This is a genomic window from Vagococcus sp. CY53-2 (assembly GCF_022604695.1).
Lineage (GTDB): Bacteria > Bacillota > Bacilli > Lactobacillales > Vagococcaceae > Vagococcus.
In genome coordinates this window covers 721,535-745,844 of the sequence record NZ_JALAHP010000001.1, presented here as the reverse complement: position 1 = coordinate 745,844, position 24,310 = coordinate 721,535, and the positions used below count along the sequence as shown (strand labels likewise).

Sequence of the window (24,310 nt, the reverse complement as noted above, 5' to 3'; positions counted from 1 at the left end):
TAGTGAGACAATTTAAAAAATCATCCAAATTAGATTATGTTAGCTATGATGTAAGAGGTCCTGTATTAGAAGAGGCAGATAGAATGACAGCTAGAGGGGTTGATGTATTAAAATTAAATACTGGAAACCCTGCTGCGTTTGGCTTTAAAGCCCCTGATGAAATTATTCATGATTTAATAACGAATGCTAGAGAATCTGAAGGTTATTCAGATTCAAAAGGAATTTTTTCGGCGCGAAAAGCGATTCAGCAATACTGCCAATTAAAGAAAATGCCAAATGTTACGATTAATGACATCTATACTGGAAATGGTGTTAGCGAATTAATTACATTATCTATGCAGGCACTAATTGATAATGATGATGAAGTACTTGTTCCTATGCCAGATTATCCTTTATGGACAGCAGCGATTACACTATCAGGTGGTCGTGCGGTTCATTATGTATGTGATGAACAAGCTGATTGGTATCCTGATATTGAGGATATCAAAAGTAAAATCACACCAAAAACGAAAGGGATTGTGTTGATTAATCCTAATAATCCAACTGGAGCTCTTTATTCAAAAGAGTTATTATTAGAAATTGTAAAATTGGCGAGAGAACATGAATTAATTATTTATTCAGATGAAATTTATGATCGATTAGTAATGGATGGTTTGGAACATGTATCAATTGCTAGTTTAGCCCCTGATTTATGCGTGGTAACGTTTAATGGGTTATCCAAATCTCATCGTGTAGCAGGATTTCGTTGCGGTTGGATGGTTATTAGTGGAGAAAAGAAACACGTTAAAGGTTACATTGAAGGAATTAATATGTTAGCTTCTATGCGATTATGTTCAAACGTATTGTCGCAGCAAATTATCCAAACAGCTTTAGGTGGGCATCAAAGTGTGGATGAATTACTCTTACCAGGTGGACGAATTTATGAGCAACGTGAATACATAACCAATGCTTTAAATGCGATTCCTGGTGTAACAGTGAAAAAACCACAAGCAGCCTTTTACATTTTTCCAAAACTAGATATAGAGAAATTTAATATCCGAGATGATGAAAAATTTGTGTTAGATTTTTTACATGAACACCAAATTTTATTGGTTCATGGAAAAGGATTTAATATGTCTACTCCAGATCATTTTAGAATTGTTTATTTACCGGAAATGGAAGAACTAAAAAAAGCCACATTAAGTTTAGAAACATTTTTATCTACATATAGACAGAAATAAAAGTAGCTAGCCTAACAGGCTAACTACTTTTTTAATCATTATTTCTTTTTAATCTCTTTTTTACTCACGACGATTCGACTTAAATATTTATCTTTTAATTCATCATCGGGATTATTGACTTCAATTAAAACAGAATTCTCATATTCTTTTTCAATGATGCCTTCATAGCGTCCACCTTGCCATTTAAAGAACACTTTTTCTTTAGTATCCATACTAATCTCTCCCATATCATCCAAAAATAAAAAGCATAGTAATAATATTTCTGTATTATAACATTAAACTTTCTAAATGTGGAATAAAAACCCTTTTATTTTTCTTCTATTATTCATAAAAAAATATACAGTACATTAACAAACGAAGCGTTTATGAAATATCTAGACCAATTATTGACTAATGAATTAAATAATGATAGTTTTAAGATATATAAGAAAAGAAAGAAGTGTTAGCAATGAAAAAAGTAATCTATGCTGATAAATTTTTTTTGGCAAGTGGAGAAGTTGGACCGGGCTATTTGGAAATAAATGACGATATTTTTGGAAACGTTACACATGAGATACCTAATGAGTATGATGAATTAATTGATTTATCTGGCAAATGGGTAGCACCAGGACTGGTAGATACTCATATTCATGGTTTTAAGAACCATGATGTCATGGATAACGATGCTGACGGATTAAAAGTCATGTCAGAAGCCCTTTTATCATGTGGAGTGACTTCTTTTTTACCCACAACATTGACGTCTGATCACAAGAGACTGAAAGAAGTGGCGACAACAATTGGTAAAGTAAAAAATCAAGTCAATGGAGCTAAAATCCAAGGGATTTATTTTGAAGGTCCGTTTTTCACGGAAGAACATAAAGGAGCTCAAAATCCTGGTTACTTTTCAGACCCAAGTATTGAAGTATTTCATGAATGGCAAGACGCTTCTGGTGGCATGATTAAAAAAATAGCATTGGCTCCTGAAAGAGAAGGCGTAAAAGAATTTGTTCAACAAGTGACAAATGAAGGAGTTGTTGTGTCTCTTGGTCACAGTAATGCCACACTTGCTCAAGCGAAAGAAGTAGTTGAGTCAGGTGCAAGTGTCTTTGTTCATACTTATAATGGGATGCGTGGTTTAAATCACCGAGAGCCAGGAATGGTAGGAGCAGCACTTAGTTTGGAACATGTTTTTTCAGAATTAATTTGTGATGGTCATCATGTTCATCCTACAGCTGCTGAAATTTTAATGGATTCAACTGGTCGAGATCATGTGGCACTAATTACTGATTGTATGATGGCTGGGGGGATGCCTGATGGAGAATATATGTTGGGTGAATTTAAAGTAACGGTTAAAGATGGCACTGCCAGAATGCAAGAGGGAAATCTAGCCGGTAGTATTTTGAAATTAAAAGAAGCTGTTAAAAACGTGGTAGAGTGGGGGATTGCGACACCTGCTGAAGCCATTATGATGGCAAGTTATGTTCCCGCCATTAGTTGTAAAATAGATGACGTATGTGGCATGATTAAGCCAGGTCGTGCGGCTGACTTTATTGTTCTAGACAAATCATTAAATTTAGAAGCAACTTACCTAGACGGTGAATGCCGTTATGAAGTACAATAAAATAAGTGAAACGGTAGAGTTTTCTACCGTTTTTTTATTCAAGAAAAAGGAGACGAAGTTTAATGAATAAAGAACGAATGAACCGTGTATTACAAGAGATGAAACGACAACAGTTACCTCAATTAATCGTATCGGATCAGGCATCAATTGCCTACTTGACAGGACAATCCATTGATCCGGGAGAACGTTTAGTTGCTTTAATTATTAAAGAAGATGGCCACCACGTAGCTGTGATAAATCGATTGTTTCCTGTTTCTGAAGAATCATTAGGAATGCCAATTATTTTTGTTGATGATACTGATAAAGGAATGGGTGTTTTAACATTAGCTAAAGAACTAGATCGTAACAAACCAATAGCAGTTGAAAAAAATTGGGCAGCCCATTTTTTATTAGATATTATGAAAGAATTAGATGCACCTATTAGTCAATATACGTTAAGTTCCAATGTCATTGATAAAGTGAGAGCAGTTAAAACTGAAGAAGAAATAGAAAAAATGTTAGAAGCCTCTCATGATAATGATTTGGCGATGAATCAATTAATCGGTTTAATCCCAGAAGAATTAACTGAATTAAACATGACGGAACGATTAGAAAAAATTTATCATAAATTAGGTAATGATGGCTTCTCATTCGAACCAATTGTCGCTTATGGTGCTAATGGAGCTGATCCGCATCATATGAATGACGATTCAAAGGTAAAACCTGGTGATAGTATTATTTTAGATATCGGTGGTGTGAAAAATGGGTATTGTTCTGATATGACGCGAACTGTTTTTTATAAAGAGGTATCTGATAAAAGCCGTGATGTATACGAAACGGTACTCGAAGCAAATAAGCGAGCAATTGAAACAGTTAAACCTGGCGTTCGTTTATGTGATATTGACGCAGCGGCAAGAGATTATATTGACTCAAAAGGATATGGAGAGTACTTTACTCATAGGACAGGACATTTTATCGGCACAGAGGTACATGAGGCTGGAGATGTATCAGCAAGTAATACAGATATAGTTGAAGAAGGAATGATTTTCTCAATTGAACCCGGTATTTATATTTCTGGAGAAGTTGGTGTTCGAATTGAAGATTTAGTTGTCGTAACAAAAGATGGCTGTCAGATTTTAAATGAGTATCCAAAAGAATTAATTGTAATAGATTAAATGTGATTAAAACTATGAATTGGAGGAATAAGCTTCAGTTCATAGTTTTTATTATGATGATTAGGTGAATTGATTAGATAACGATACATTTTTTAAGACATAAACATGTTATTAGTTTCATTAGTTTTTCTAATGTCATTATTTTTCCGTTTATTTAATATAATATAAAAAAGTGAGTATCGTTTTTTTGAAAAACTTTAAGTAAGATTGTTATGAAGGATAAGTATATAGTCATAAAAGGATTGTATCAGGGAGAACAGGGTGGAAAAAAAGCAAAAAATATATAATAGCATACCTCAATTGAAACGCGTTATATCATTTTTAATAAAAATTTTTTTGTTTCTTAATAGTGTTTAGCATTTCATGATTTATATGGGGTATTTACAATACCATCATATTAGTATCATTGTATTGTTCGTTTTTGGTCATTCACTTTTTGGTTTGGGGTTATTAAAAGATTTAAAAACACATCAATTAAACGACTGTCTTTTTTTACTTTAATTTATGTTATGATTTATTTTGTTGAGTATGTCACTGTAAACGGAAAATTTAGTAAATGAAAGTATAGAGTGATATTGTTAACATATAGTATTTTTAATGTAAAAAATAGACTAGCAGGAACCTATCCTCTAGTCTATTTTGGCGATGATTTTTGAGTGTAGTTCATTATCCTCAACAAGTGAAAAAAAGGTGAAGACAGATACATCAAATGATTCACTATCAGATTGATAGCAAGAATAAGGGATAACTAGTGTTTGTTCATCTGTTGCGACAATATAATCATTGTCAATGGTTTGTGCAATAAAGGTGTAGTCTGTTAAGTCTTCTTTTGTCCAAATCCCATCATCTGCTAAAAAGTCCAATGCTTGATAAAATTGTTGGCTATTTTTGTCATTGTTAAAAATAAAATAGTCTGTCATCTCTTGCAGATTTTTTTCTTTAATGAGAGTTAAAAAATGTGCAGGTGAAGTATTTGTTGTCATTAGTGCTAGTTGTTTAAACGTCTCCATTAACCTCAACTCCATTATTGTTTGTTTTCAATTGTGACATAAAAATCAATGTTTGATTGTTTACTTAAACCTTTACCTTCTATATCGACTGCAATAGGCATAGGTTCTTTTCCATTATACACCGGCTTCACTCGATATCGAATTGTTTCCCCATCATCAGCAGCTTTTCGAACCATATTTTCATATTTTGTCATGAAGGGAGTGTTAACTGGATTTTGATATAGCGTGACCAAGTTTTCTAACTTGTCGCCCGTTCCGCCAAGTTGTCTTCCAATCAAATGGCCACGCGAATGGTTATGAGGTTCTAAACCAGAAATAAAACCAGGAGGACGAATACTTTGGTTAGCAGATGTGCCTGTATTGACCATATTGGGTTTAATAAGGGCATTGGCAGTAGTTGGTCTACCAAGTTTATCTAATTTGCCATATTCTATCCATCCTTTTGAACTATTTCTCAATTCTTCTGCTGTAAACTTTGCTTTACCATGTTCAACTGGACCTGGATTATCCTTTTGAATTGAGCTATTAGTGTGTTCATTTTTTGTGACAGAATGATTTTGCTCAAATGGTAAAAACGCCATTAATGTTTCAGGTGATTTTACACCTGCTACTACCAATATAATACAAATCACTAACCCAATGATATATTGAATAGGTGATGATTTTTTATTCTTGTTTTTCTTAGTCATGTTGTACTCCTTTTTTGTAGTTGCTTGTCATTATATGATATTACCATAAAAAGAAAAAGCGTTCTGTTTTTTTATGTTATGAATGTTTAAATAATCCATCTTTTGTTACAATAATAAGTGAGAAAAAAGGAGGGATTAGATGAGTTATGTGGAATTAAAGAATGTGTATAAACGTTATAAAATGGGAGATAGTATCATTGTTGCGAATAATGATATTAATTTTTCAATTGAGAAAGGTGAGTTTGTTGTAATACTAGGACCAAGTGGCGCAGGAAAATCAACTGTTTTAAATATTTTAGGTGGTATGGATAGTTGTAATGAAGGTCAAGTTATTGTGGATGAAACAGATATTGCAACATTCAATGCAAAGGAATTGACAAAGTATCGTCGTGTAGATGTAGGATTTGTTTTTCAATTTTATAATTTGGTACCTAACTTAACGGCTAAAGAAAATGTTGAGTTAGCATCACAAGTCTCACCAAAGGCATTAGATGTCGATAGTGTGATTGAGATGGTTCAATTGGATCATCGTAAAGATAATTTTCCTGCTCAATTATCTGGAGGTGAACAGCAACGTGTAGCCATTGCTAGAGCACTAGCTAAAAATCCTAAATTATTGTTATGTGATGAACCTACTGGAGCTTTGGATTTTGAAACAGGTAAGCATATATTGGCTATTTTGGAAGAAACTTGCCGAAAATATGGTACAACTGTGATTGTGATTACACACAATTCAGAAATTGCAAAAATGGCCGATCGCGTTATTAAAATCAATGATGCAAAAGTAAGAAGTATTGAAAAAAATGACCATCCAGTAAAAGCCAGCGAGTTAGAATGGTAAAGGGAGGTTCAGCTAAATGAAAAAGAAAAAAGCATTATGGACATCTACTTTTCGAGAAATGTATCAATCTAAGGCGAGATTTATCTCAATCCTATTAATTATTATGTTAGGTGTTGGATTTTACGCAGGTATTAAAGCAACAGGCCCTGACATGTTAAATACAGCAGATAATTATTATAAAGACTATAAATTAATGGATACAAAACTTGTGTCAACAACAGGATTAGAAGACAAAGACATTGAATTAATCAAGGAAGACAAGACTGTCCAAACAGTTGAACCGTCATATAGTTTAGATGTTCTTACAAAAGAAAATAATCATGTCTTAAAATTAATGTCCTATGAATCTAGAAAAAATGAACTTAACAAACCAGTCCTTGTAAAAGGAAAATTACCAGAAAAAGATAATGAAATGGCACTTGATACTCAAGTACAAGACAATCAATTTTATAAAATCGGTGATACGTTAACAATTCAGTTAGATGATAGCAAAAGTGTCTCACAAACTAGTTTTAAAGTTGTTGGATTTGTGAATAGTCCTATGTATATAGATAAAGTTTCCAGAGGCTATACAACAGTTGGTAAAGGAACCATTGATTATTTTGGTTATATAAAAGAAGAGGTATTTACGTTACCCGTTTACACAGAAGCGTATATTAAATATGTTAATACTGAAAAGACAGCAAGTTATAGTAAAGCTTATAATAACTACTATGATACAGATGTCAAAAATTTAAAAAATACTTTGAAAAATCGCCCATCAGAACAACTAGAAGCAATGAAAAAAGAAGCAAATGAGTCATTAGCTAAAGCTAAAACACAGATAACTGATAGCGAGACACAATTAACAAATGGAAAAAAACAATTAGCTGAAAAAGAAAAAGAATTAAATGATAATAAACAGTTAATCGAAACAGCAAAACAGCAAGGATTACCTGTAGATGAAGTACAGGAAAAAACACTAGAAGAAGCTAGTAATACATTAAATGAAGAAAAGAAAAAAATAGAACAAGAAGAACAAAAATTAGCAGAGTCAAAAGAAGAATTAGCAAAAAATCAACAAACCATTGATGACTTAAAAGCACCAACTTATCATTATTTTTCAAGAGAAGATAATCCTTCTTATGCAGAATTTCAAGATAATGCTGATCGGATTTCTTCCATCGCCACAGTATTTCCAGTATTTTTCTTTATGATAGCTGCTCTTATTTCTTTAACAACTATGACACGTATGGTGGATGAAAAGCGTGGAGAGATAGGAACACTAAAAGCCTTAGGTTATACAAATTGGGAAATTTCACAAAAATATATTGTTTACTCTACAACAGCCAGTATTATTGGAAGTTTAATTGGACTGGCAATAGGTTATTATTTATTTCCAACTGTCATTTTTGATGCATATGGTAGTATGTATAATTTGCCATCTGTGATTATTACTCATTATCCAAGTTACACCATTCAATCAATTATAGTAGCTTTACTTTGTACGTTATTAGCATCACTTCTTGTATTAAGAGTTGATTTATTGAGTACTCCAGCTACATTGATGAGACCCAAAGCACCTAAACCAGGTAAACGTATTTTATTAGAAAGAATATCTTGGTTATGGTCTAAATTTAGTTTTAATCAAAAAGTAACAGCTAGAAATCTATTTCGTTATAAACAACGTATGTTGATGACAGTCTTAGGGATAGCAGGCTGTACAGCAATGATTTTAACTGGATTTGGATTGAAAGATTCAATCGGTGATATTGTTAATCTTCAGTTTAATAAAATATGGCATTATGATGCGACAGTAACCATTAATGAAGATAGTACGACTCAAGAAAAAGAAAATTATGAGAAAATAAAAGCAGATGATAGTCAGATTAAAACAAGTTTGACTCTATCTCAACACAATATGACCGTTGTCAAAAAAGGATACATAAGTCGAGAAGTGACAGTGGATGTTCCGCAGCAAGAGAAGAGGTTAGCAGAATTTATTACATTCAATAACCGAAAATCTGGTGACACATACATGTTATCTAATGATGGAGTCATTATCAATGAAAAGTTAGCAAACTTCTTTGATGTAAAATCTGGAGATGAATTAACTATCAGAGATACAGACAATAAAGATATGACGGTAAAAGTTCAAGAGGTTGTTGAAAACTATGCCATGCATTTTGTGTACATGACACCAAGTTATTTTGAAAAAACGTTTAATAAAAAGCCTGAATATAATGTGGAATTGCTGAAATTTGATAAGTCATTAAGTGACAAACAAGAAGATAATTTAGCTGATAAATTAATGAAAAGTAATTATGCTGCAAATGTCTCCTTTACCAGTCAAATAGGTAAAACGATGGATGATACGATGTCTAGTTTAAATATCGTAGTATGGGTATTAATTATTTCAGCAGCGTTACTTGCGTTTGTCGTGTTGTATAATCTAACCAATATTAATATATCTGAACGTATACGTGAATTATCTACTATTAAAGTATTAGGATTTTACGATAGAGAAGTGACCATGTATGTGTATAGAGAAAATAATATCTTAACCGTTTTAGGGATTTTACTAGGATTTGTATTAGGGGTCCTTTTACATGGTTATGTTCTTAAAACAGCAGAAATTGATATGATGATGTTTCCAACAACCGTTCATCCAATTAGTTATGTGTATTCAGCATTACTAACGATTCTATTTTCATTTATTGTCATGTTAATTATGCATCGAAAATTAAAACATGTGGATATGATTGAAGCACTAAAATCAACTGAATAATCTTTTTAGACAAAGGAGGAAAGTCCTTTGTCTTTTTTATACCATTTTCGAATATCGGTTGGAAAATATACGATTTTTCTGTTGTTTTGATTGAAATATTGGTAAACTAATAATAATAAGGTGGGAAGGAGAGTGGGAGAGATGTTTGGAATACAATCAATTGAACAAGTGTACTTTTATATTTTAATATTTTGTACTATTTTATCTGTTGTTTTATTTTTAGTTGGTGACATCTTACAGTTTGATGGGCCAATTGATCCAGTATTAATTGTACCTTGGATTGCATTTGTTTCGCTTTTTGGCTATCTAGGGGAAACGCTATCATCATTAGGTAGTGGCTGGGTATTAATTATCGCCATTCTACTATCATCAGTTATTGTATTTTTATTAAACTTTTACATATTAATTCCTCTAAAAAATTCTGAATCAACCCTATCTGTGTCAGAAAAAACATTAGAAGGAAGAGTGGCAACTGTCATTACGCCAATACCTGTTAAGGGAATGGGAGAGATTACCATTAGCAATGTTACAGGTACGATGAGTCGTCCTGCGGCATTTTATAAGGAACAGGAAACACCAATTAATAAGGGTGAAGAAGTTCTTATTATCGAAATTAGGGAAAGAGTATGCTATGTGGTGCCATATGTTGAAAATTTTTAAAATAAAAGGAGAAATGTAAATGAATTTAGGGATTATTGCGATTGGGCTTGTGGTGTTTATACTAATCATGCTATTGATTGTATTTGTTTCAAAATATCAAACAGCTAAACCAGATGAGGCATTGATTATTAGTGGGAGCTATTTAGGAAATAAAAATGTCCATGCTGACAATGAAGGAAATCGTGTCAAAATTGTACGTGGTGGTGGAGCATTTGTTTTACCAGTGTTTCAACGAAGCAATCGTTTAAGTCTTTTATCAAGTAAATTAGATGTATCAACACCAGATGTTTATACTGAACAAGGTGTACCAGTTATGGCTGATGGGACATCCATTATTAAAATTGGCTCATCAGTTGAAGAAATCGCAACTGCAGCGGAACAATTTTTAGGAAAAACACGTGAAGAATTAGAAAATGAAGCCAGAGAAGTGTTAGAAGGACATTTACGTTCGATATTAGGTTCAATGACAGTGGAAGAAATTTATCAAAACCGAGATAAGTTCTCTCAAAGTGTGCAAGAAGTAGCCAGTGTAGATTTAGCTAAAATGGGACTTGTGATTGTGTCGTTTACTATTAAAGAAGTACGAGATAAAAATGGTTACCTTGATTCATTAGGAAAACCTCGTATTGCTCAAGTAAAACGTGATGCTGAAATTGCTGAAGCTGAAGCAAGCAAAGAAACACGTATTAAAAAAGCACAAGCGGAAAAAGAATCTCAAGAAGCAGAATTACAACGTCAGACAGAAATTGCTGAAGCAACGAAAGAAAAAGAATTAAAATTAGCTGCTTATAAGCAAGAACAAGATATTGCTAAAGCCAAAGCCGATCAAGCCTATAATTTAGAAAGTGCCAAAGCACAACAACACGTTATCGAACAAGAGATGGAAGTTAAAGTTATTGAGCGTCAAAAACAGATTGAATTAGAAGAAAAAGAAATTCAACGTCGTGAACGACAATATGATTCTGAAGTGAAGAAAAAAGCGGACGCAGATCGCTATGCTAAAGAACAAGAAGCCTTAGCAGAAAAAGCAACTGAAGTAGCTGAAGCCGAAGCACAACAATTTAAAGTGGAAGCAATGGCTAAAGCAAATGCTACTCAACTTAGAATGGAAGGGCAAGCTGAAGCGGATGCTATTCTAGCGATTGGTGAAGCCGAAGCCAAAGCGAAAGAACAAATTGCCGAAGCCTTTAAACAATACGGGGAAGCGGCTGTTATGAGTATGATTATTGAAATCTTACCTGAATTAGTGAAACAAGCAGCACAACCATTAGGAAATATCGAGAAAATTTCTGTTGTAGATACTGGTCAAGGTGGAGACAATAGTGGAGCGAATCGTGTCACAAATTATGCTACGAACCTTTTAGCTTCTACTCAAGAAACACTAAAAGAAACAACAGGGTTAAATGTTAAGGATATGTTAGAATCATTTGTTGCAAAAAAAAGTGAATAAAGAAAGAACACCTGTAGGTATTTTACTAAGGGCATTCTGACGGTAGACAAAGTATTGATAAATTTCGATGCTTTGTCTTTTTTTGGTAAAATAGAGAAAAGGCGTGACTGTTAATGTTGGAATAGATAAAGAAAAATGCACATGAAAAATTGGATAACTGTTGCATGTCTTAATATAAAAAAGATAACCCGATACGCTTAATGAGTAATTAGTTTGTCTTCGCTCTGAGACAAGGGTATTTTCTTTTGCCTTTTTAAAATTTTATGAAATAAAATCTATTGTTTGAGATTTTATGTTATACTAGAGCGTGAATTTCTACTAAATTAGTAATATAAATACATAGAAAATTAAGAGGAGTCTATATATGGGATTTGATCAACAAAAAGAAGTCGATAGAAGAAGAACATTTGCTATTATTTCGCATCCGGATGCTGGTAAAACAACAATTACGGAACAGTTACTATTGTTTGGTGGTGCAATTAGAAATGCGGGAACTGTAAAAGGTAAAAAAACGGGAAACTATGCAAAATCAGACTGGATGGATATTGAAAAACAACGTGGGATTTCGGTAACAAGTTCCGTGATGCAATTTGATTTTCAAGGCAAACGCGTGAATATTTTAGATACACCAGGACATGAGGATTTCTCGGAAGATACTTATCGTACATTGATGGCAGTCGATAGTGCTGTCATGGTCATTGATAGTGCTAAAGGGATTGAAGCACAAACGAAAAAACTTTTCCAAGTATGTCGTATGCGTGGTATTCCTATTTTTACATTCATTAACAAACTAGATAGAGATGGTCGTGAGCCACTTGATTTACTAGAAGAATTAGAAGAAGTGTTAGAAATTGATTCTTATCCAATGAACTGGCCAATCGGTATGGGAAAAGGATTTGAAGGGTTATATGATATTTACAATAATCGTATCGAAATTCATCGTCCTGATCGATTTGATGGTGAAAGGTTTTTACCTCTAAATGACGAAAGAGAATTAGAAATGGATCACCCATTAAAACAACAATCTATTTTTTCACAAGTAATGGAAGAAGTTGAGTTGTTACTTGAAGCTGGAAATGAATTTTCAGAAGAAAAAATTGCTAAAGGTGAATTAACCCCAGTATTCTTTGGTTCTGCTTTGACAAACTTTGGTGTGGAAACATTTTTAGAAACATTTTTACAATTTGCACCAAAACCGAGTGAGCATGAAACAAAAGATGGTGGCGAAGTTAGTCCTTATGACAAAGACTTTTCTGGATTTGTCTTTAAAATTCAAGCAAATATGAACCCAGCTCATAGAGATAGAATTGCATTTGTTCGTATCTGTTCAGGAAGTTTTGAAAAAGGCATGGAAGTTAAGTTAGCTCGCGAATCGAAAAAAATAAAATTAAATAACTCAACCCAGTTTATGGCTGATTCTCGTGAAATCGTAGAAGAAGCAGTGGCTGGTGATATTATCGGGCTATATGATACAGGAACCTATCAAATTGGGGACACTTTGTTCACTGGTAAAGATAAGATTGAATTTGAAGATTTACCACAATTTACGCCAGAGTTATTTATGAAAGTTACGGCGAAAAACGTGATGAAACAAAAATCGTTCCACAAAGGACTTTATCAACTAGTACAAGAAGGAGCTATTCAATTATATAAAACTTATTTAACTGAGGATTATATTATTGGAGCTGTTGGACAGTTGCAGTTTGAGGTATTCAAACATCGTATGTTGAATGAGTACAATACTGAGTTAATCATGGAACCAATGGGAACAAAAATTGCTCGTTGGATTGACCCATCTCAGTTAGATGAAAAAATGAGTTCAAGTCGAAATATCTTAGCAAAAGATCGATTTGACCAACCATTATTCTTATTTGAAAACCAATTCGCGATGCGTTGGTTTGCAGATAAGTATCCAGAAGTAGAATTGAAAACATTGTTGTAAAAATGATTTATTAGAGATTTTTCCTGTAATTTAGGAAAAATCTCTTTTTGTATGTTAAAAAGTGTCACATATTAGTTTCTTGAAACGTTATATATTATGAAGGTAGCTATGAGAGGAGTTTATCATGAAAAATCACAAATCAGATAAAGAATTTTTTGAATATTTATATGAGATTTATGAACAGAAAATATTTTATCAAGCTTTATCAGTATTGAATAATAAAGAGCAAGCAGAAGATATTACTCAAGAAGTTTTTGAACAATTATATTCAGATTTGGAAAGTATAAAAAAATTTGATGATCTACATTTAAAAAAATTTATTATCAAAATAACAAAGAATAAATCGATTGATTTGTATCGTAAAAACAATACTCAGATAAAATATCTTGAAAATTATAAAACTAAAAAGGATAAACATGAAGAAGATAATAATGTGAATGATTATGTGGATAAAATGATATCTGAACAGGAAATATTAGATATTAGTAAGCAATTAAAAGAACCATATCTTCATGTCTTTTTGTATAGAGTTTACTATGGATTATCAAATAAAGAGATAGCAAAAATAATGGATTCAAAAGAAGCAACTATACGAAAACAATTTGAGAGAGCTATAAGTATGGTGAAAAATGTGATTGGAGGGAAGAAATATGGGAAAGAATGAAAAATTTGAAAGGAAAACAATAGAAGAAATAGCAAATAGATTAGCTGAAGAAGAGTTTGATAAAGAACAAGAGATACATCATTTTTCTTCAACCTATCAATTAAATAAACAAAATTTTTTAAAAAAGGTGTCAACAAAAAAATCAAAAACCAAATTTGGATTAAAACGTGTGTTGATGATAGCCATTATATCAATAGTTTTGATTCCAACGACTATTTATGCCTCAAAAGAAATTTATCAATGGATAGTAAATAAAAATAATTATGAATTAAATATTTCTTTATCAGATAGAAAAAAATATAATCATGATCATTTTTATAAATTGAAATTCGACTATATTCCAAGAGATATGGTAGAAGATAACGACTCTAATAAGTTTAGTTATAAGAACAACATAAACAGTGGAGGAATAAGTTTCGTTTTATGGCAATTATCTGGAAAAGAAGACTTTAAAGAACTTTACACAAAAGACTATGAAGAATTAACACTTAATAATCATCCTAGTATTGTCATTAAAAAAAATATGATGAATTCCGGAGATATTCAATTTGATAAGATTGTTTATCTATTTTTTGAGAAGGAAGGTTATGTTTTACAAGCCTATATTTCAAATGATGTTAAGGAATCAGAATGGAAAAAAATGTTAGAAAAAGTATCTTTAGAAGAAACCAATGAAAAGGATGCTACTCATTATGGTATTTTAAGTAAAGACTTATTCAAAGGTAAACAACCAGAAAAAAATTACTATTTATCTAAAAATAGTTCTAATATCCATAAGATAGGTGATGCAGTAAATACTAAAGTTTATGACATGCAAGAGGTTTTATTTACCGTTAAAAGTGCCACCGTTATGGATAATATAAAATTATTAGATAAAAATAATTTTAATAGTAATTCATATGAACAGCTTAAAGACAAACAGTTAATAGCAAATGATGGTGAATTATTACCATTTAATCAAAAAATAATCAAAAAAGGAGATGGTATACAAACACTTGATGAAGTAGTAGGAGAAAGAAAAGTAAAAACTAAATTTGTTTATTTGACAGCTACGATAGAAAATAAAAGTAAAAAAACCATTAAAGACTTATATTTTCAAAATAGACTTTATCTTTTAGAAGATAGTAAAAAAGGGTTGAGTGCTACTAAAGAAGAAGTTGATTTTACTCCGTATTCTGGAGAAGTAGATTATTTAGATAGCCATGGTGAAGGAAAAAGTTTTTATAAAATGCCAGATATTAAACCTGGAGAAAAAAGGGAAATAAAATTTGGTTATTTTGTTGATGATACACAAATTAGTAAGATGTTTTTACCAGTTTTGTATTATGGTGATATTGAAAAATTAAACGCAAAGGGATTAGAATGGATAGATATTAGACAATAAATAAAAAGTCTCCTCAAACGATTTTGGATTCTTTGAGGAGACTATACTATTCATTCTAATATTTTCTCCATATCCAATGGCACGACATAATTCACAACAGTCAACCCTTTTTTATCTCTGAAACGTTGCGTACCAGATTCAAAAATAGTGTAGAGTTTGTTACCTGATACGGAAATTTGTTCTAAGTAGGGTGGTGCTAATATCATTTTTATGGCATCTTTTTCAAGGAATAAATCATTGTCATCTAATTCGTAGACAAGTATTTTCGAGTTTTTATCCCCGTAAGAACGTGATAAAAGCATATAATTTTTATAAAAAGTAATACCCTGAATTTGTGTTCCAACATGTAATTTTTCTTCAGGAGAAAGAGTTGTATCATCATCTATCAGTTCTTTTTTTCCTTTTAATGTTGTATCAAATACACCTTTTCCATTAAATAAATATTTTTCTAAAATGGCTTTATGATCAATTGAGAAATAACCAACATAAAGGGCTTTATCATGATAAGTGACGTAAGATGACCGTTTAATACCATCTAATGTGATTTCTTGGTCATAGACAATGGGTTCATAATGTTCTTCCATGTTGTATGCTTTTAATTTATCCATTGAAAAAGCCACGAGTTCAGCTTTATTAGAATCTGTTGAAGAACATACCCAAATATTTTTTGCAATAGGATCATAGGTAATACCTCCTACATGAGGATGTCCTTTTAAAATAATGGTTTTAATGTATTTGTGAGTGTTTTTATCTAGGACATAGACAACAGAGTGGTGAGTATCATCATGACTATAAGATGAAATTAATAAATAATCCTCTGCAATCGTTACACCTTGTGGATCCATAGATTGACTGACACTTTTTTTACCAGGTTTATCAAGTAATGGAACAATCGTTTCCTTGAGTCCAGGTACTGGATAGGTATCACCATTTGGTATATTAGGGAAATAACTTAAGTTATAAAAATCGGTATAGTTTTCTTTTAGCTCTTCGGCTTGTCTAGCGACACCTTTTTGTTCTGATTCTTTAGAAGATTGGCAAGCACTAATAAAAAATAATGAAATCGTTAGGATAGTTAAGGATAGTTTGTTCATTAAATATCGTCCTTTTTTATATGATATCCTTAGCATAATGGATAGGTATTTGAAACACAATGTATTTTATAGATAAATAAAAAGGACTGAATTGATTATCAATCCTTTTATTTTACTAATCCAAATTATTTATTTTTAAATTCGTAGATAGCATCGCATGTTTCTGCAACATCTTGTTCATGAATCACAATTATAATACATTAACCATCCATTATTTAAGTGCTAAAGGGCGTATTATTTTCTATTATCGACTTGTGTTTGGCAGATACTCATAGCGGTTAAAACCTTATCTAAGGCAATAAATTGTACGATTGAAAAATGGTCGATCCATCATTTTTCGATCGTATTTTATTTATCTTATCCAATCAATTTTAATCCGATTGCTGATAATAGAATAATAAAGATACACAATAGACGTTTCCAATCTTTTGATTCGCAAAAAAACAGCATACCAATCACCGACCCACCAACAACACCAATACCAGTCCAAATGGCGTATCCAGTACCCATAGGAATCGTCTTCAATGCGATACTAAGTAATATTAAACTCACACCAAATCCTAAAATAATAAGTAATCCAGTAGAGAATATGCGCTGTACAGACAAACGATTGATCATTGTGACCCCAAACATTTCAAATAAACCTGCTACAATCAAAATAATCCAGTCCATGTTATTTTTTCTCCTTTGTATTGTTTTCTGGTGTTAATAGTTTTAAACCAATAACACCACTAATAAGTAATAAAATGAGTATCAGTTTTAATAAAGTAAGTGTCGCACCAAAAAATAAGGCATCTGATAGCACAATTCCAACTGTACCAAGACCTACAAATACAGCATAGACCGTTCCAGTTGGTAGCTTACTTGTGGCTGAAACCATTAAGTAATTACTGGCAACAATAAGAAAAATAGTGAGTGTCCATTGGAATAAGTTGTTTGAGTGCGTCAAACCAATCACCCAAAAAACTTCTAGTATTGCTGCTAAGATAACTTTCGTCCATTCTTTGTTCATTGATATTCCTCCTTTTAAAATAAAAAAGCCTGAAAGACACTGTAAAAAAACAGTATCTCCCAGGCTTTTGTCCTTCCGTGACATAGATAAATTCTCTATGAGTTTTCTCTTGGACCAGACTAATACAGCGATATTACGGAACCCTAGAAAACTTAGTGTATGTAATTGGTTGTCATTTTATCAAACTATGAATCACTCGTCAACTCAGGTTAAAGTAATAGAATGTATCGTTTGTTTTCTTCATTCATGGTAATATGGATTAAAAAGGTATGAGAGTATGAAAGATTTTTTACAAACTGATCGGCTAGAGATATTATTTTCTTATCAAGAAGCAGTGGATTTGCATCCTAATATGTATCAATTTTTAGAGGATAGCTCATATAATGAGGAGATGTTTTTTCTTACATATACAACATTAAAAAGTATCTTAACTGATTTATTTTTTAAAGATGATAAGGTAATTCTTTTAATAAATAAATATCCGCTACATAACAAAAATAAAACAGATAAAATTCTCCATAAAATAGTGAAAAATATAAGAGAAATCACCTTATCTGAACAAACATTTGATTATCTTAATGATGATATAGATACTTATCTGCGATTGCAAATTGAAACAACTTACTCCAATATAAAGTGGAAGCAGTTGATACTTAGTCTGATTAATCAAGATTTTCCAGATAGACAACCGCAGTTTAAGACAAAGAATTCTTTTAAAACACCTGACATATATATCATTAGCCCGACAACTGATACGATGATACATATATATGATGATAGGGGATATATCATTTATAGTGACGACAAAATGAAAATAAAGCAACTAATTAAATAATGAGGTGACACTTTTGAAGAAAAAAATAATGTTAGTATTTGGGACACGCCCAGAAGCCATAAAGATGTGCCCACTTGTTAACGAATTAGAAAAACAGGATGAATTTGAAACGGTCGTCTGTGTGACAGGACAACATAGGGAAATGCTGGATCAAGTATTGAGTGTGTTTCATGTAGTACCCAAATATGACTTGGATATTATGAAATCACAACAAGATCTATTTGATGTCACGACAAATATTTTAGAAAAAATCAAACCTATTTTAATAAAAGAAACACCTGATATGGTACTGGTTCATGGTGATACGAGTACGTCTTATGCATCAGCTTTAGCTGCGTTTTATCTTCAAATACCAGTAGGGCATGTTGAAGCAGGCCTGCGTACGCATAATATTTCGTCACCATTTCCTGAAGAATTTAACAGGCAGTCAATTAGTTTGATGTCATCACTTGATTTTGCGCCAACTAATCAAGCAAAAGAAACCTTGCTTAATGAAGGAAAAAAAGAAGACACAGTATTTGTCACAGGCAATACAGCGATTGATGCGCTAAAAACAACGGTTAAAAATGAATACACTAGTGAGATATTAGAGTGGGTAGGAGATAGCCGACTAATTGTATTAACAGCTCATAGACGAGAAAACCAAGGAAAACCGATGAAAGAAATGTTTCAAGCTGTCAAACGAGTGGTAGATACACATGAAGACGTTAAAGTAGTGTACCCGATTCATATGAATCCTTCCATTCAGACACTTGCCAAAGAAGTATTCGGTCAGACGAATCGAGTTAAATTAATTCCACCAATGGATGTGATAGATTTCCATAACTTACTTGCTAAAAGTTATTTGATTATAACCGATAGTGGTGGAATACAAGAAGAAGCCCCTTCGCTTGGTAAACCTGTGTTAGTCATGCGTGACACAACAGAAAGACCTGAGGGAATAAAAGCAGGGACATTAAAACTAGTTGGAACAAAAGAAGACATCATTTATGAAGCACTAGACAACTTACTAACAAATGAAGCGACGTATCTTGAGATGTCGACTGCTAGTAATCCCTATGGTGATGGGACAGCTTCACAACAAATTGCGACTATTTTAAAGAAGAAACTATAACAAATAAAAGTTTTAGAGATTTCTCTAGAACTTTTTTTATGCATTTAAGGAATTTCGAAAAAATCATTGTACTGTAAGTGAGAATCATAGAGGAGGGATAATATGACAGATGAAGAGTACTTGACTAGCTTGCTTAATAAAGATGAAGAAGCATTGAGTCAATTGATGGATACATACACGAAGCTATTGTGGGCAGTTGGTTCAAAATATTTAAATCATCAGCAAGGCATGGAGATTCAAGATATTGATGAGTTAGTCAGTGATGTGTTTATTAGACTATGGAAAAATCCAAAGGGGTTTGATCCAAGCAAAGGCACACTAAAAACGTATCTATGCATGATGACGCGAAGTATGGCATTAAATAAGCTTAAACAAGTAGCCAAAGATGTGACTGTAGAGCTCGATGATAGTATCACAGCGACATTGACAAAAGAAGAAAATAACATGGATTGGCAAGCTTTTTATCAAGCGGTTATGACACTTGAAGAACCCATGAGAGAAATTATTATTAAACGTTATTTCTATGAAATGAAACCAAAAGACATTCAAGAAAAGACAGGTTATGACTCAAAATTAATTGATAATAAATTGTATCAAGGTAAGAAACAATTACAAAAACAGTTTAAAGAATTAGGAGGAGAATTGGGATGAATAAATATCAAAAAGAACCATTTGAAGAATTAACAGATGAGCAATTAGATGAATTGTTGGCGCAAATGAATCAAGAGATGCCTAATGAGTCAAAAGAAAAAATAAAACAATCAGTATTTGAAGATATCAATAAAGAAGCAGAGAAAGTCAAACCACTAAAACCTAAAAAGAAAAAATGGGCGGCTATTCTTGGGGCAGTGGCAGTGCTTAGTTTGATGGTTGGGTATACGCAGTTAGATACGATAAAAGTAACTTATACCAAAGCTTTTGGTACAGAAGCAGATAAGATATTAGTAGATGCAGAAAAACTTGATTATTCAGTAGAAGATCGAGGATTAAAACTAACGGCTAAAAATACATTCAAAGATGGTAATACTACCTATGTTTTAATGGAGTTACAAGATTTAACTGGGGATAGATTGTCTGAAGATACCATTATTGAGGATTGGTCCATGTTAAATGGTGGGAACACGCAAGTGATTAACTATGATAAAAAAACAAAGACAGCGACGTTATTAGTCAGTTCAGTAGCATGGGAAGAACATAAAGATACTGGGTTTATACTAACAGGTTTTGGTTCTCATACCAAAGAAATGGAAAATATTGTATCAGTTGATTGGAAAAAAGATTTGGCGACAAATGTTAAATGGAAAAAATATGATGGAAAAAGTGGAGTAGGAGGTGGAAGTGTTGAGGATTCAATTCTAGAGAAATTGAATGTCAACTATGAGGCGTTGTATAGTGAATACTTACCGAACAAACGATTATCGATTCCATTAATTCCTGATGAAGATTATTTTATTGAAAATATGGCTTATAAAGACGGCTTATTACATATTTTGGTGAAATGGCCCAATATAAAAGGGTACAATTTCTTAAACTTAGACTTTCAACCTAAAAATTCTAGTGAAAAAAAAACAGAAAGAAATGGTAATAAGTTATGGCCATACATTGCTTCTTATTCAGCTTATAATAATGAAACACATAAAAACGAAACAGGAAAAAGTGATTATGAGGAATTTGTTTTTGATATCAAAGAATCAGAGTTACAAAATTATGATTTAAAAGTAGAATCTGCAAAAACTCAAACGGTTGTTTTGGGTAATTGGGCAATAAAATTAAAAGAACCAAAAGAAATAGAAAGAAAAGCATTAAAAGATATCATACTTAAAAAAGAAAACTTAGCATTATCTAATATAAATCTATCCGGTTTATCTTTAAGTTTTGATGTAAAAGATTCTTCTCCAGAAAAAATGAAGGAATTGAATTTAGATGTAAAACTAGTTAAAAAAGATGGGGAGATAATTGATTTAACAAAAGATGGTGACGGTAATATATACACTGAAAACGGAGAAAGCCATGTATCCTTGATATATGATTACACTGAATTAAGTGACATTGACTCTGTTATCATTAATGGACAAACACTCAAAGTAGAATAAAAAATAAAACCATTCCTGTGCAAACGACAATTAAAGCATAGGAATGGTTTTATTTAACTAATTTTTTTTGTTTTTTTCGGTTTGACAGGAATTTCAACTTCTATAACACCGTGTGTTCGAATGATTTCTAACTCTGGATTATCCACTGTGGTATGTAATAGTTCTTCTAATACAGCATTTAGTTCTAAATCTTTAATATCACGTGTCTTATTCACTAAAACAACATCGATATGAGTGTCTGCTGTACTGTGAATCACTAATGTTTTACCTAATGAATAGACACTGACAAATCTAGCATCTGTGTTTTCCAATTGTTTAGAAACCAAAGTAGCATAACTATTTGTAACGTCAATCAATTTCATTAATATCACCCCAATTTAGTTGTATCCTTTTCTATAGATTAATTATACCACAATGATTAAAAATTAAGGAGAAAACCTTCCCATATAATAGGAAGAATTTTCTCCTTAAAACATGTATTAGTTCATTTGTTCAGTTATTGTGATAGTATCATCTACTAAATCAGCAGATAATCTTTTTGCAGAAGGGTTATCTAAATAACAATCAGCAATCCCATCTTCAATATATTCTTGAATGGTACGTCTAAGAGGTCTTGCACCCATAGCCTGATCATAACCAAGTTCAACTAATTTTTCTTTTGTTTCTTCAGTCGTATCAATATGAATACCTTGTTCTTGTAATTTTATGTTTATCTCATCAAGCATTAATGACACAATAGACAACAGATTTTCTTTACTCAATGGTTTAAATTCGATAATTCCATCAAATCGGTTTAGAAATTCTGGCTTAAAGTAATGGGTTAATTGATTTAGAACTGATTGAGTCGTACCTTCTTTGATAGCACCAAATCCAACACTTGCTTCAACATGTTGAGTTCCAGCATTGCTTGTCATGATTATCAAAGTATCTTTAAAACTGACAGTTCTTCCTTTCGCATCTGTCAATCGTCCATCTTCAAGAATTTGAAGGAATAGATGTAAAACATCTGGATGAGCTTTTTCGACTTCATCTAATAGAATTAAACTATACGGATTTCTTCTCACTCTTTCAGTTAATTGACCTGCTTCGTTGTACCCAACATAGCCAGGTGGTGAGCCAATTAATTTAGACACGCTATGTTTTTCCATGTATTCACTCATATCAAAACGAACCATGTTAGATTCATGCCCAAATAACTCTGTCGCTAGTTGTTTTGCTAGTTCAGTTTTACCAACACCAGTCGGTCCAACAAAAAGAAATGAGCCAATTGGACGATTTTTATTTCCTAAACCAATTCGATTTCGTCTAATGGCACGTGATACTTTATCAATAGCATCATCTTGCCCAATGACATGTTTTTTCAAATCACTTGCTAAATGTTTCATTTGTTGCTGCTCTGTTTCTTTTAATTTACCAACCGGAATTCCTGTCATGGTTTCCACGGTTTCTTCCATATCATTTATTGTCACAGTAGGCATACTGTCTTCAGATACTTGATGAATTTTCAAGTCTTCCAATTTTTTGATTTGATCACGGTAATAAGCCGCTTTTTCAAAATCTTCTTCTTCTGAAGCAATTTGTTTATTAGCTTCAGCCCGTGCAATTCTAGAATTTAAAATTTTGGGATCAATAGAAGGAATGGTTAAATTTTTCTTAGAACCTGTTTCATCTAGTAAGTCGATAGCTTTATCAGGTAAATGTCTGTCTTGTATAAAACGACTAGACAAGTGTACAGCCCCCTCGATGGCTTCATCTGTGTATTTCACATGATGGTAATTTTCATATTTTTCTTGGATCCCTTTTAAAATATGAATGGTTTCTTCAATAGTAGGTTCATCCACTTTTACAGGTTGTAAACGTCGTTCAAGTGCTGCATCTTTTTCGATGATTCGATATTCATTGAATGTTGTTGCGCCAACTAATTGTAATTCACCTCTAGCTAAAGCAGGTTTTAAGATATTTCCAGCGTCCATTGAACCATCACTAACTGATCCTGCTCCAACGATTTCATGGATTTCATCAATAAATAAAATGACATTCTTTTGTTCTTTTAGTTCAGTAATCAGTTGTTTCATCCGTTCTTCAAACTGGCCTCTAACACCTGTTCCTTGAACAAGTGACACGACATCAAGACGAATGACTTCTTTATTTTCTAGTTTTTGTGGGACATCACCATTAATAATACTTAACGCTAACCCTTCAACGACCGCGGTTTTACCAACACCAGGTTCACCAATAAGTACTGGATTGTTTTTAGTTCGTCTATTTAATATTTCTATCACACGTTTTATTTCAGCATCGCGACCAATAACAGGATCAATTTTTCCATCACGAGCAAGTTGTGTTAGGTTTTCCCCGTATTCTACCAGGATAGAAGAATTTCCACCACCACCGCCTTGTTGAGCTTGAATAGTTGGTTGTTGTGGTTGTTTCATTGATTGTTGGGCCAACTGTTTGAAAAAATCATTTAATTGACCAAAACCATAAGGGTCTTGAGCAAATTTTTCTCGATTCATTTGATCTTCTTGAGATTTTAAATCACGATAACATTGTTGACATAAATCTATTTGTTGTTTCTCTCCATTAACTGATGCGTGTAAGTGAATGGTTGCATCATTTTTTTTACAGTTTTTACATATCATAGGCAAATCCTCCTCTAATCAAATGATTCACCAAAACAGTTTGACCTGTTTTGACCTTATGTTTATTATATAATTTTTGAATATAAGAAGCAAAAATTATGCTTAAATTTTTTAGATAAAAACTGAAAAAAATCGTGAT

Annotated in this window: 22 protein-coding genes and 1 riboswitch; of the genes, 14 read left to right on the top strand and 8 right to left on the bottom strand. The window is 32.3% G+C overall.

Annotation, left to right across the window (positions count from 1 at the left end):
* Positions 1-2: 2 nt before the first annotated feature.
* Complete coding sequence (locus tag MN581_RS03560) at positions 3-1,220, top strand: pyridoxal phosphate-dependent aminotransferase (protein ID WP_117973149.1); 1,218 nt, start codon at positions 3-5, stop codon at positions 1,218-1,220.
* 38 nt (positions 1,221-1,258) lie between these two features.
* On the opposite strand, the gene MN581_RS03555 is transcribed toward MN581_RS03560, so the two are convergent.
* A complete protein-coding gene (locus tag MN581_RS03555; RefSeq protein WP_117973148.1) occupies positions 1,259-1,432 on the bottom strand; it encodes a DUF2187 domain-containing protein in 174 nt (57 codons plus the stop codon).
* A 236-nt stretch (positions 1,433-1,668) separates the two neighbouring features.
* Here MN581_RS03555 and nagA point away from each other — a divergent pair, with 236 nt between their 5' ends.
* Both nagA and MN581_RS03545 read left to right on the top strand, forming a co-directional pair.
* Positions 1,669-2,820 (top strand): N-acetylglucosamine-6-phosphate deacetylase, encoded by a 1,152-nt coding sequence (gene nagA / locus MN581_RS03550; RefSeq protein ID WP_241699198.1) that lies wholly within the window; start codon positions 1,669-1,671, stop codon positions 2,818-2,820.
* Between the two features lie 62 nt (positions 2,821-2,882).
* Complete coding sequence (locus MN581_RS03545) at positions 2,883-3,974, top strand: aminopeptidase P family protein (RefSeq protein WP_241699197.1); 1,092 nt, start codon at positions 2,883-2,885, stop codon at positions 3,972-3,974.
* A 629-nt stretch (positions 3,975-4,603) separates the two neighbouring features.
* On the opposite strand, the gene MN581_RS03540 is transcribed toward MN581_RS03545, so the two are convergent.
* Positions 4,604-4,984 (bottom strand): hypothetical protein, encoded by a 381-nt coding sequence (locus tag MN581_RS03540; RefSeq protein ID WP_117973145.1) that lies wholly within the window; start codon positions 4,982-4,984, stop codon positions 4,604-4,606.
* Between the two features lie 14 nt (positions 4,985-4,998).
* Positions 4,999-5,673, bottom strand: a complete 675-nt coding sequence (locus MN581_RS03535; protein ID WP_117973144.1) for a DNA/RNA non-specific endonuclease — start codon at positions 5,671-5,673, stop codon at positions 4,999-5,001.
* 139 nt (positions 5,674-5,812) lie between these two features.
* On the opposite strand from MN581_RS03535, the gene MN581_RS03530 reads away from it, so the two are divergent.
* The 7 genes from MN581_RS03530 (at position 5,813) to MN581_RS03500 (ending at position 15,381) form a co-directional block, all read left to right on the top strand.
* On the top strand, positions 5,813-6,514 hold the full coding sequence (locus MN581_RS03530; protein WP_241699196.1) for an ABC transporter ATP-binding protein: 702 nt from the start codon (positions 5,813-5,815) through the stop codon (positions 6,512-6,514).
* A gap of 16 nt (positions 6,515-6,530) precedes the next feature.
* A complete protein-coding gene (locus tag MN581_RS03525; RefSeq protein WP_241699195.1) occupies positions 6,531-9,281 on the top strand; it encodes an ABC transporter permease in 2,751 nt (916 codons plus the stop codon).
* A gap of 141 nt (positions 9,282-9,422) precedes the next feature.
* The gene (locus MN581_RS03520; protein WP_117973141.1) at positions 9,423-9,941 is read left to right on the top strand and encodes a hypothetical protein; all 519 of its coding nucleotides are present in this window, start codon (positions 9,423-9,425) and stop codon (positions 9,939-9,941) included.
* A gap of 19 nt (positions 9,942-9,960) precedes the next feature.
* Positions 9,961-11,391, top strand: a complete 1,431-nt coding sequence (locus tag MN581_RS03515; RefSeq protein WP_117973140.1) for a flotillin family protein — start codon at positions 9,961-9,963, stop codon at positions 11,389-11,391.
* Between the two features lie 364 nt (positions 11,392-11,755).
* A complete protein-coding gene (locus tag MN581_RS03510; protein ID WP_117973139.1) occupies positions 11,756-13,333 on the top strand; it encodes a peptide chain release factor 3 in 1,578 nt (525 codons plus the stop codon).
* Positions 13,334-13,457: 124 nt separating this feature from the next.
* A complete protein-coding gene (locus tag MN581_RS03505; protein ID WP_117973138.1) occupies positions 13,458-13,997 on the top strand; it encodes a sigma-70 family RNA polymerase sigma factor in 540 nt (179 codons plus the stop codon).
* On the top strand, positions 13,984-15,381 hold the full coding sequence (locus MN581_RS03500; protein WP_117973137.1) for a hypothetical protein: 1,398 nt from the start codon (positions 13,984-13,986) through the stop codon (positions 15,379-15,381). The genes MN581_RS03505 and MN581_RS03500 overlap by 14 nt, the downstream gene beginning before the upstream one ends.
* Before the next feature lie 50 nt (positions 15,382-15,431).
* Here the strand turns inward: MN581_RS03500 and MN581_RS03495 are convergent, their stop codons facing one another.
* The 3 genes from MN581_RS03495 to MN581_RS03485 all read right to left on the bottom strand — a co-directional run bounded on the left by MN581_RS03495 (position 15,432) and on the right by MN581_RS03485 (position 17,487).
* A complete protein-coding gene (locus MN581_RS03495; protein ID WP_117973136.1) occupies positions 15,432-16,475 on the bottom strand; it encodes a hypothetical protein in 1,044 nt (347 codons plus the stop codon).
* A 357-nt stretch (positions 16,476-16,832) separates the two neighbouring features.
* Positions 16,833-17,147 (bottom strand): multidrug efflux SMR transporter, encoded by a 315-nt coding sequence (locus tag MN581_RS03490; RefSeq protein ID WP_241699194.1) that lies wholly within the window; start codon positions 17,145-17,147, stop codon positions 16,833-16,835.
* A 1-nt stretch (position 17,148) separates the two neighbouring features.
* The gene (locus MN581_RS03485) at positions 17,149-17,487 is read right to left on the bottom strand and encodes an SMR family transporter (RefSeq protein WP_117973134.1); all 339 of its coding nucleotides are present in this window, start codon (positions 17,485-17,487) and stop codon (positions 17,149-17,151) included.
* A 54-nt stretch (positions 17,488-17,541) separates the two neighbouring features.
* Positions 17,542-17,645, bottom strand: a riboswitch (guanidine-I (ykkC/yxkD leader).
* A 119-nt stretch (positions 17,646-17,764) separates the two neighbouring features.
* On the opposite strand from MN581_RS03485, the gene MN581_RS03480 reads away from it, so the two are divergent.
* The 4 genes from MN581_RS03480 to MN581_RS03465 all read left to right on the top strand — a co-directional run bounded on the left by MN581_RS03480 (position 17,765) and on the right by MN581_RS03465 (position 21,529).
* The gene (locus MN581_RS03480) at positions 17,765-18,322 is read left to right on the top strand and encodes a hypothetical protein (RefSeq protein ID WP_117973133.1); all 558 of its coding nucleotides are present in this window, start codon (positions 17,765-17,767) and stop codon (positions 18,320-18,322) included.
* Positions 18,323-18,350: 28 nt separating this feature from the next.
* On the top strand, positions 18,351-19,436 hold the full coding sequence (gene wecB, locus MN581_RS03475) for a UDP-N-acetylglucosamine 2-epimerase (non-hydrolyzing) (RefSeq protein WP_117973197.1): 1,086 nt from the start codon (positions 18,351-18,353) through the stop codon (positions 19,434-19,436).
* A gap of 102 nt (positions 19,437-19,538) precedes the next feature.
* Positions 19,539-20,087 (top strand): sigma-70 family RNA polymerase sigma factor, encoded by a 549-nt coding sequence (locus MN581_RS03470; protein WP_117973132.1) that lies wholly within the window; start codon positions 19,539-19,541, stop codon positions 20,085-20,087.
* Positions 20,084-21,529 carry a hypothetical protein gene (locus MN581_RS03465; RefSeq protein ID WP_241699193.1) on the top strand — a complete coding sequence of 482 codons (1,446 nt, stop codon included), beginning with the start codon at positions 20,084-20,086 and terminating at the stop codon, positions 21,527-21,529. The genes MN581_RS03470 and MN581_RS03465 overlap by 4 nt, the downstream gene beginning before the upstream one ends.
* Before the next feature lie 53 nt (positions 21,530-21,582).
* Here MN581_RS03465 and MN581_RS03460 read toward each other — a convergent pair whose 3' ends face one another.
* On the bottom strand, positions 21,583-21,891 hold the full coding sequence (locus MN581_RS03460; protein WP_071456472.1) for a DUF1827 family protein: 309 nt from the start codon (positions 21,889-21,891) through the stop codon (positions 21,583-21,585).
* Between the two features lie 117 nt (positions 21,892-22,008).
* Entirely contained in the window at positions 22,009-24,171 is a 2,163-nt protein-coding gene (locus tag MN581_RS03455) for an ATP-dependent Clp protease ATP-binding subunit (protein WP_117973130.1), read from the bottom strand.
* Positions 24,172-24,310 lie beyond the last annotated feature (139 nt).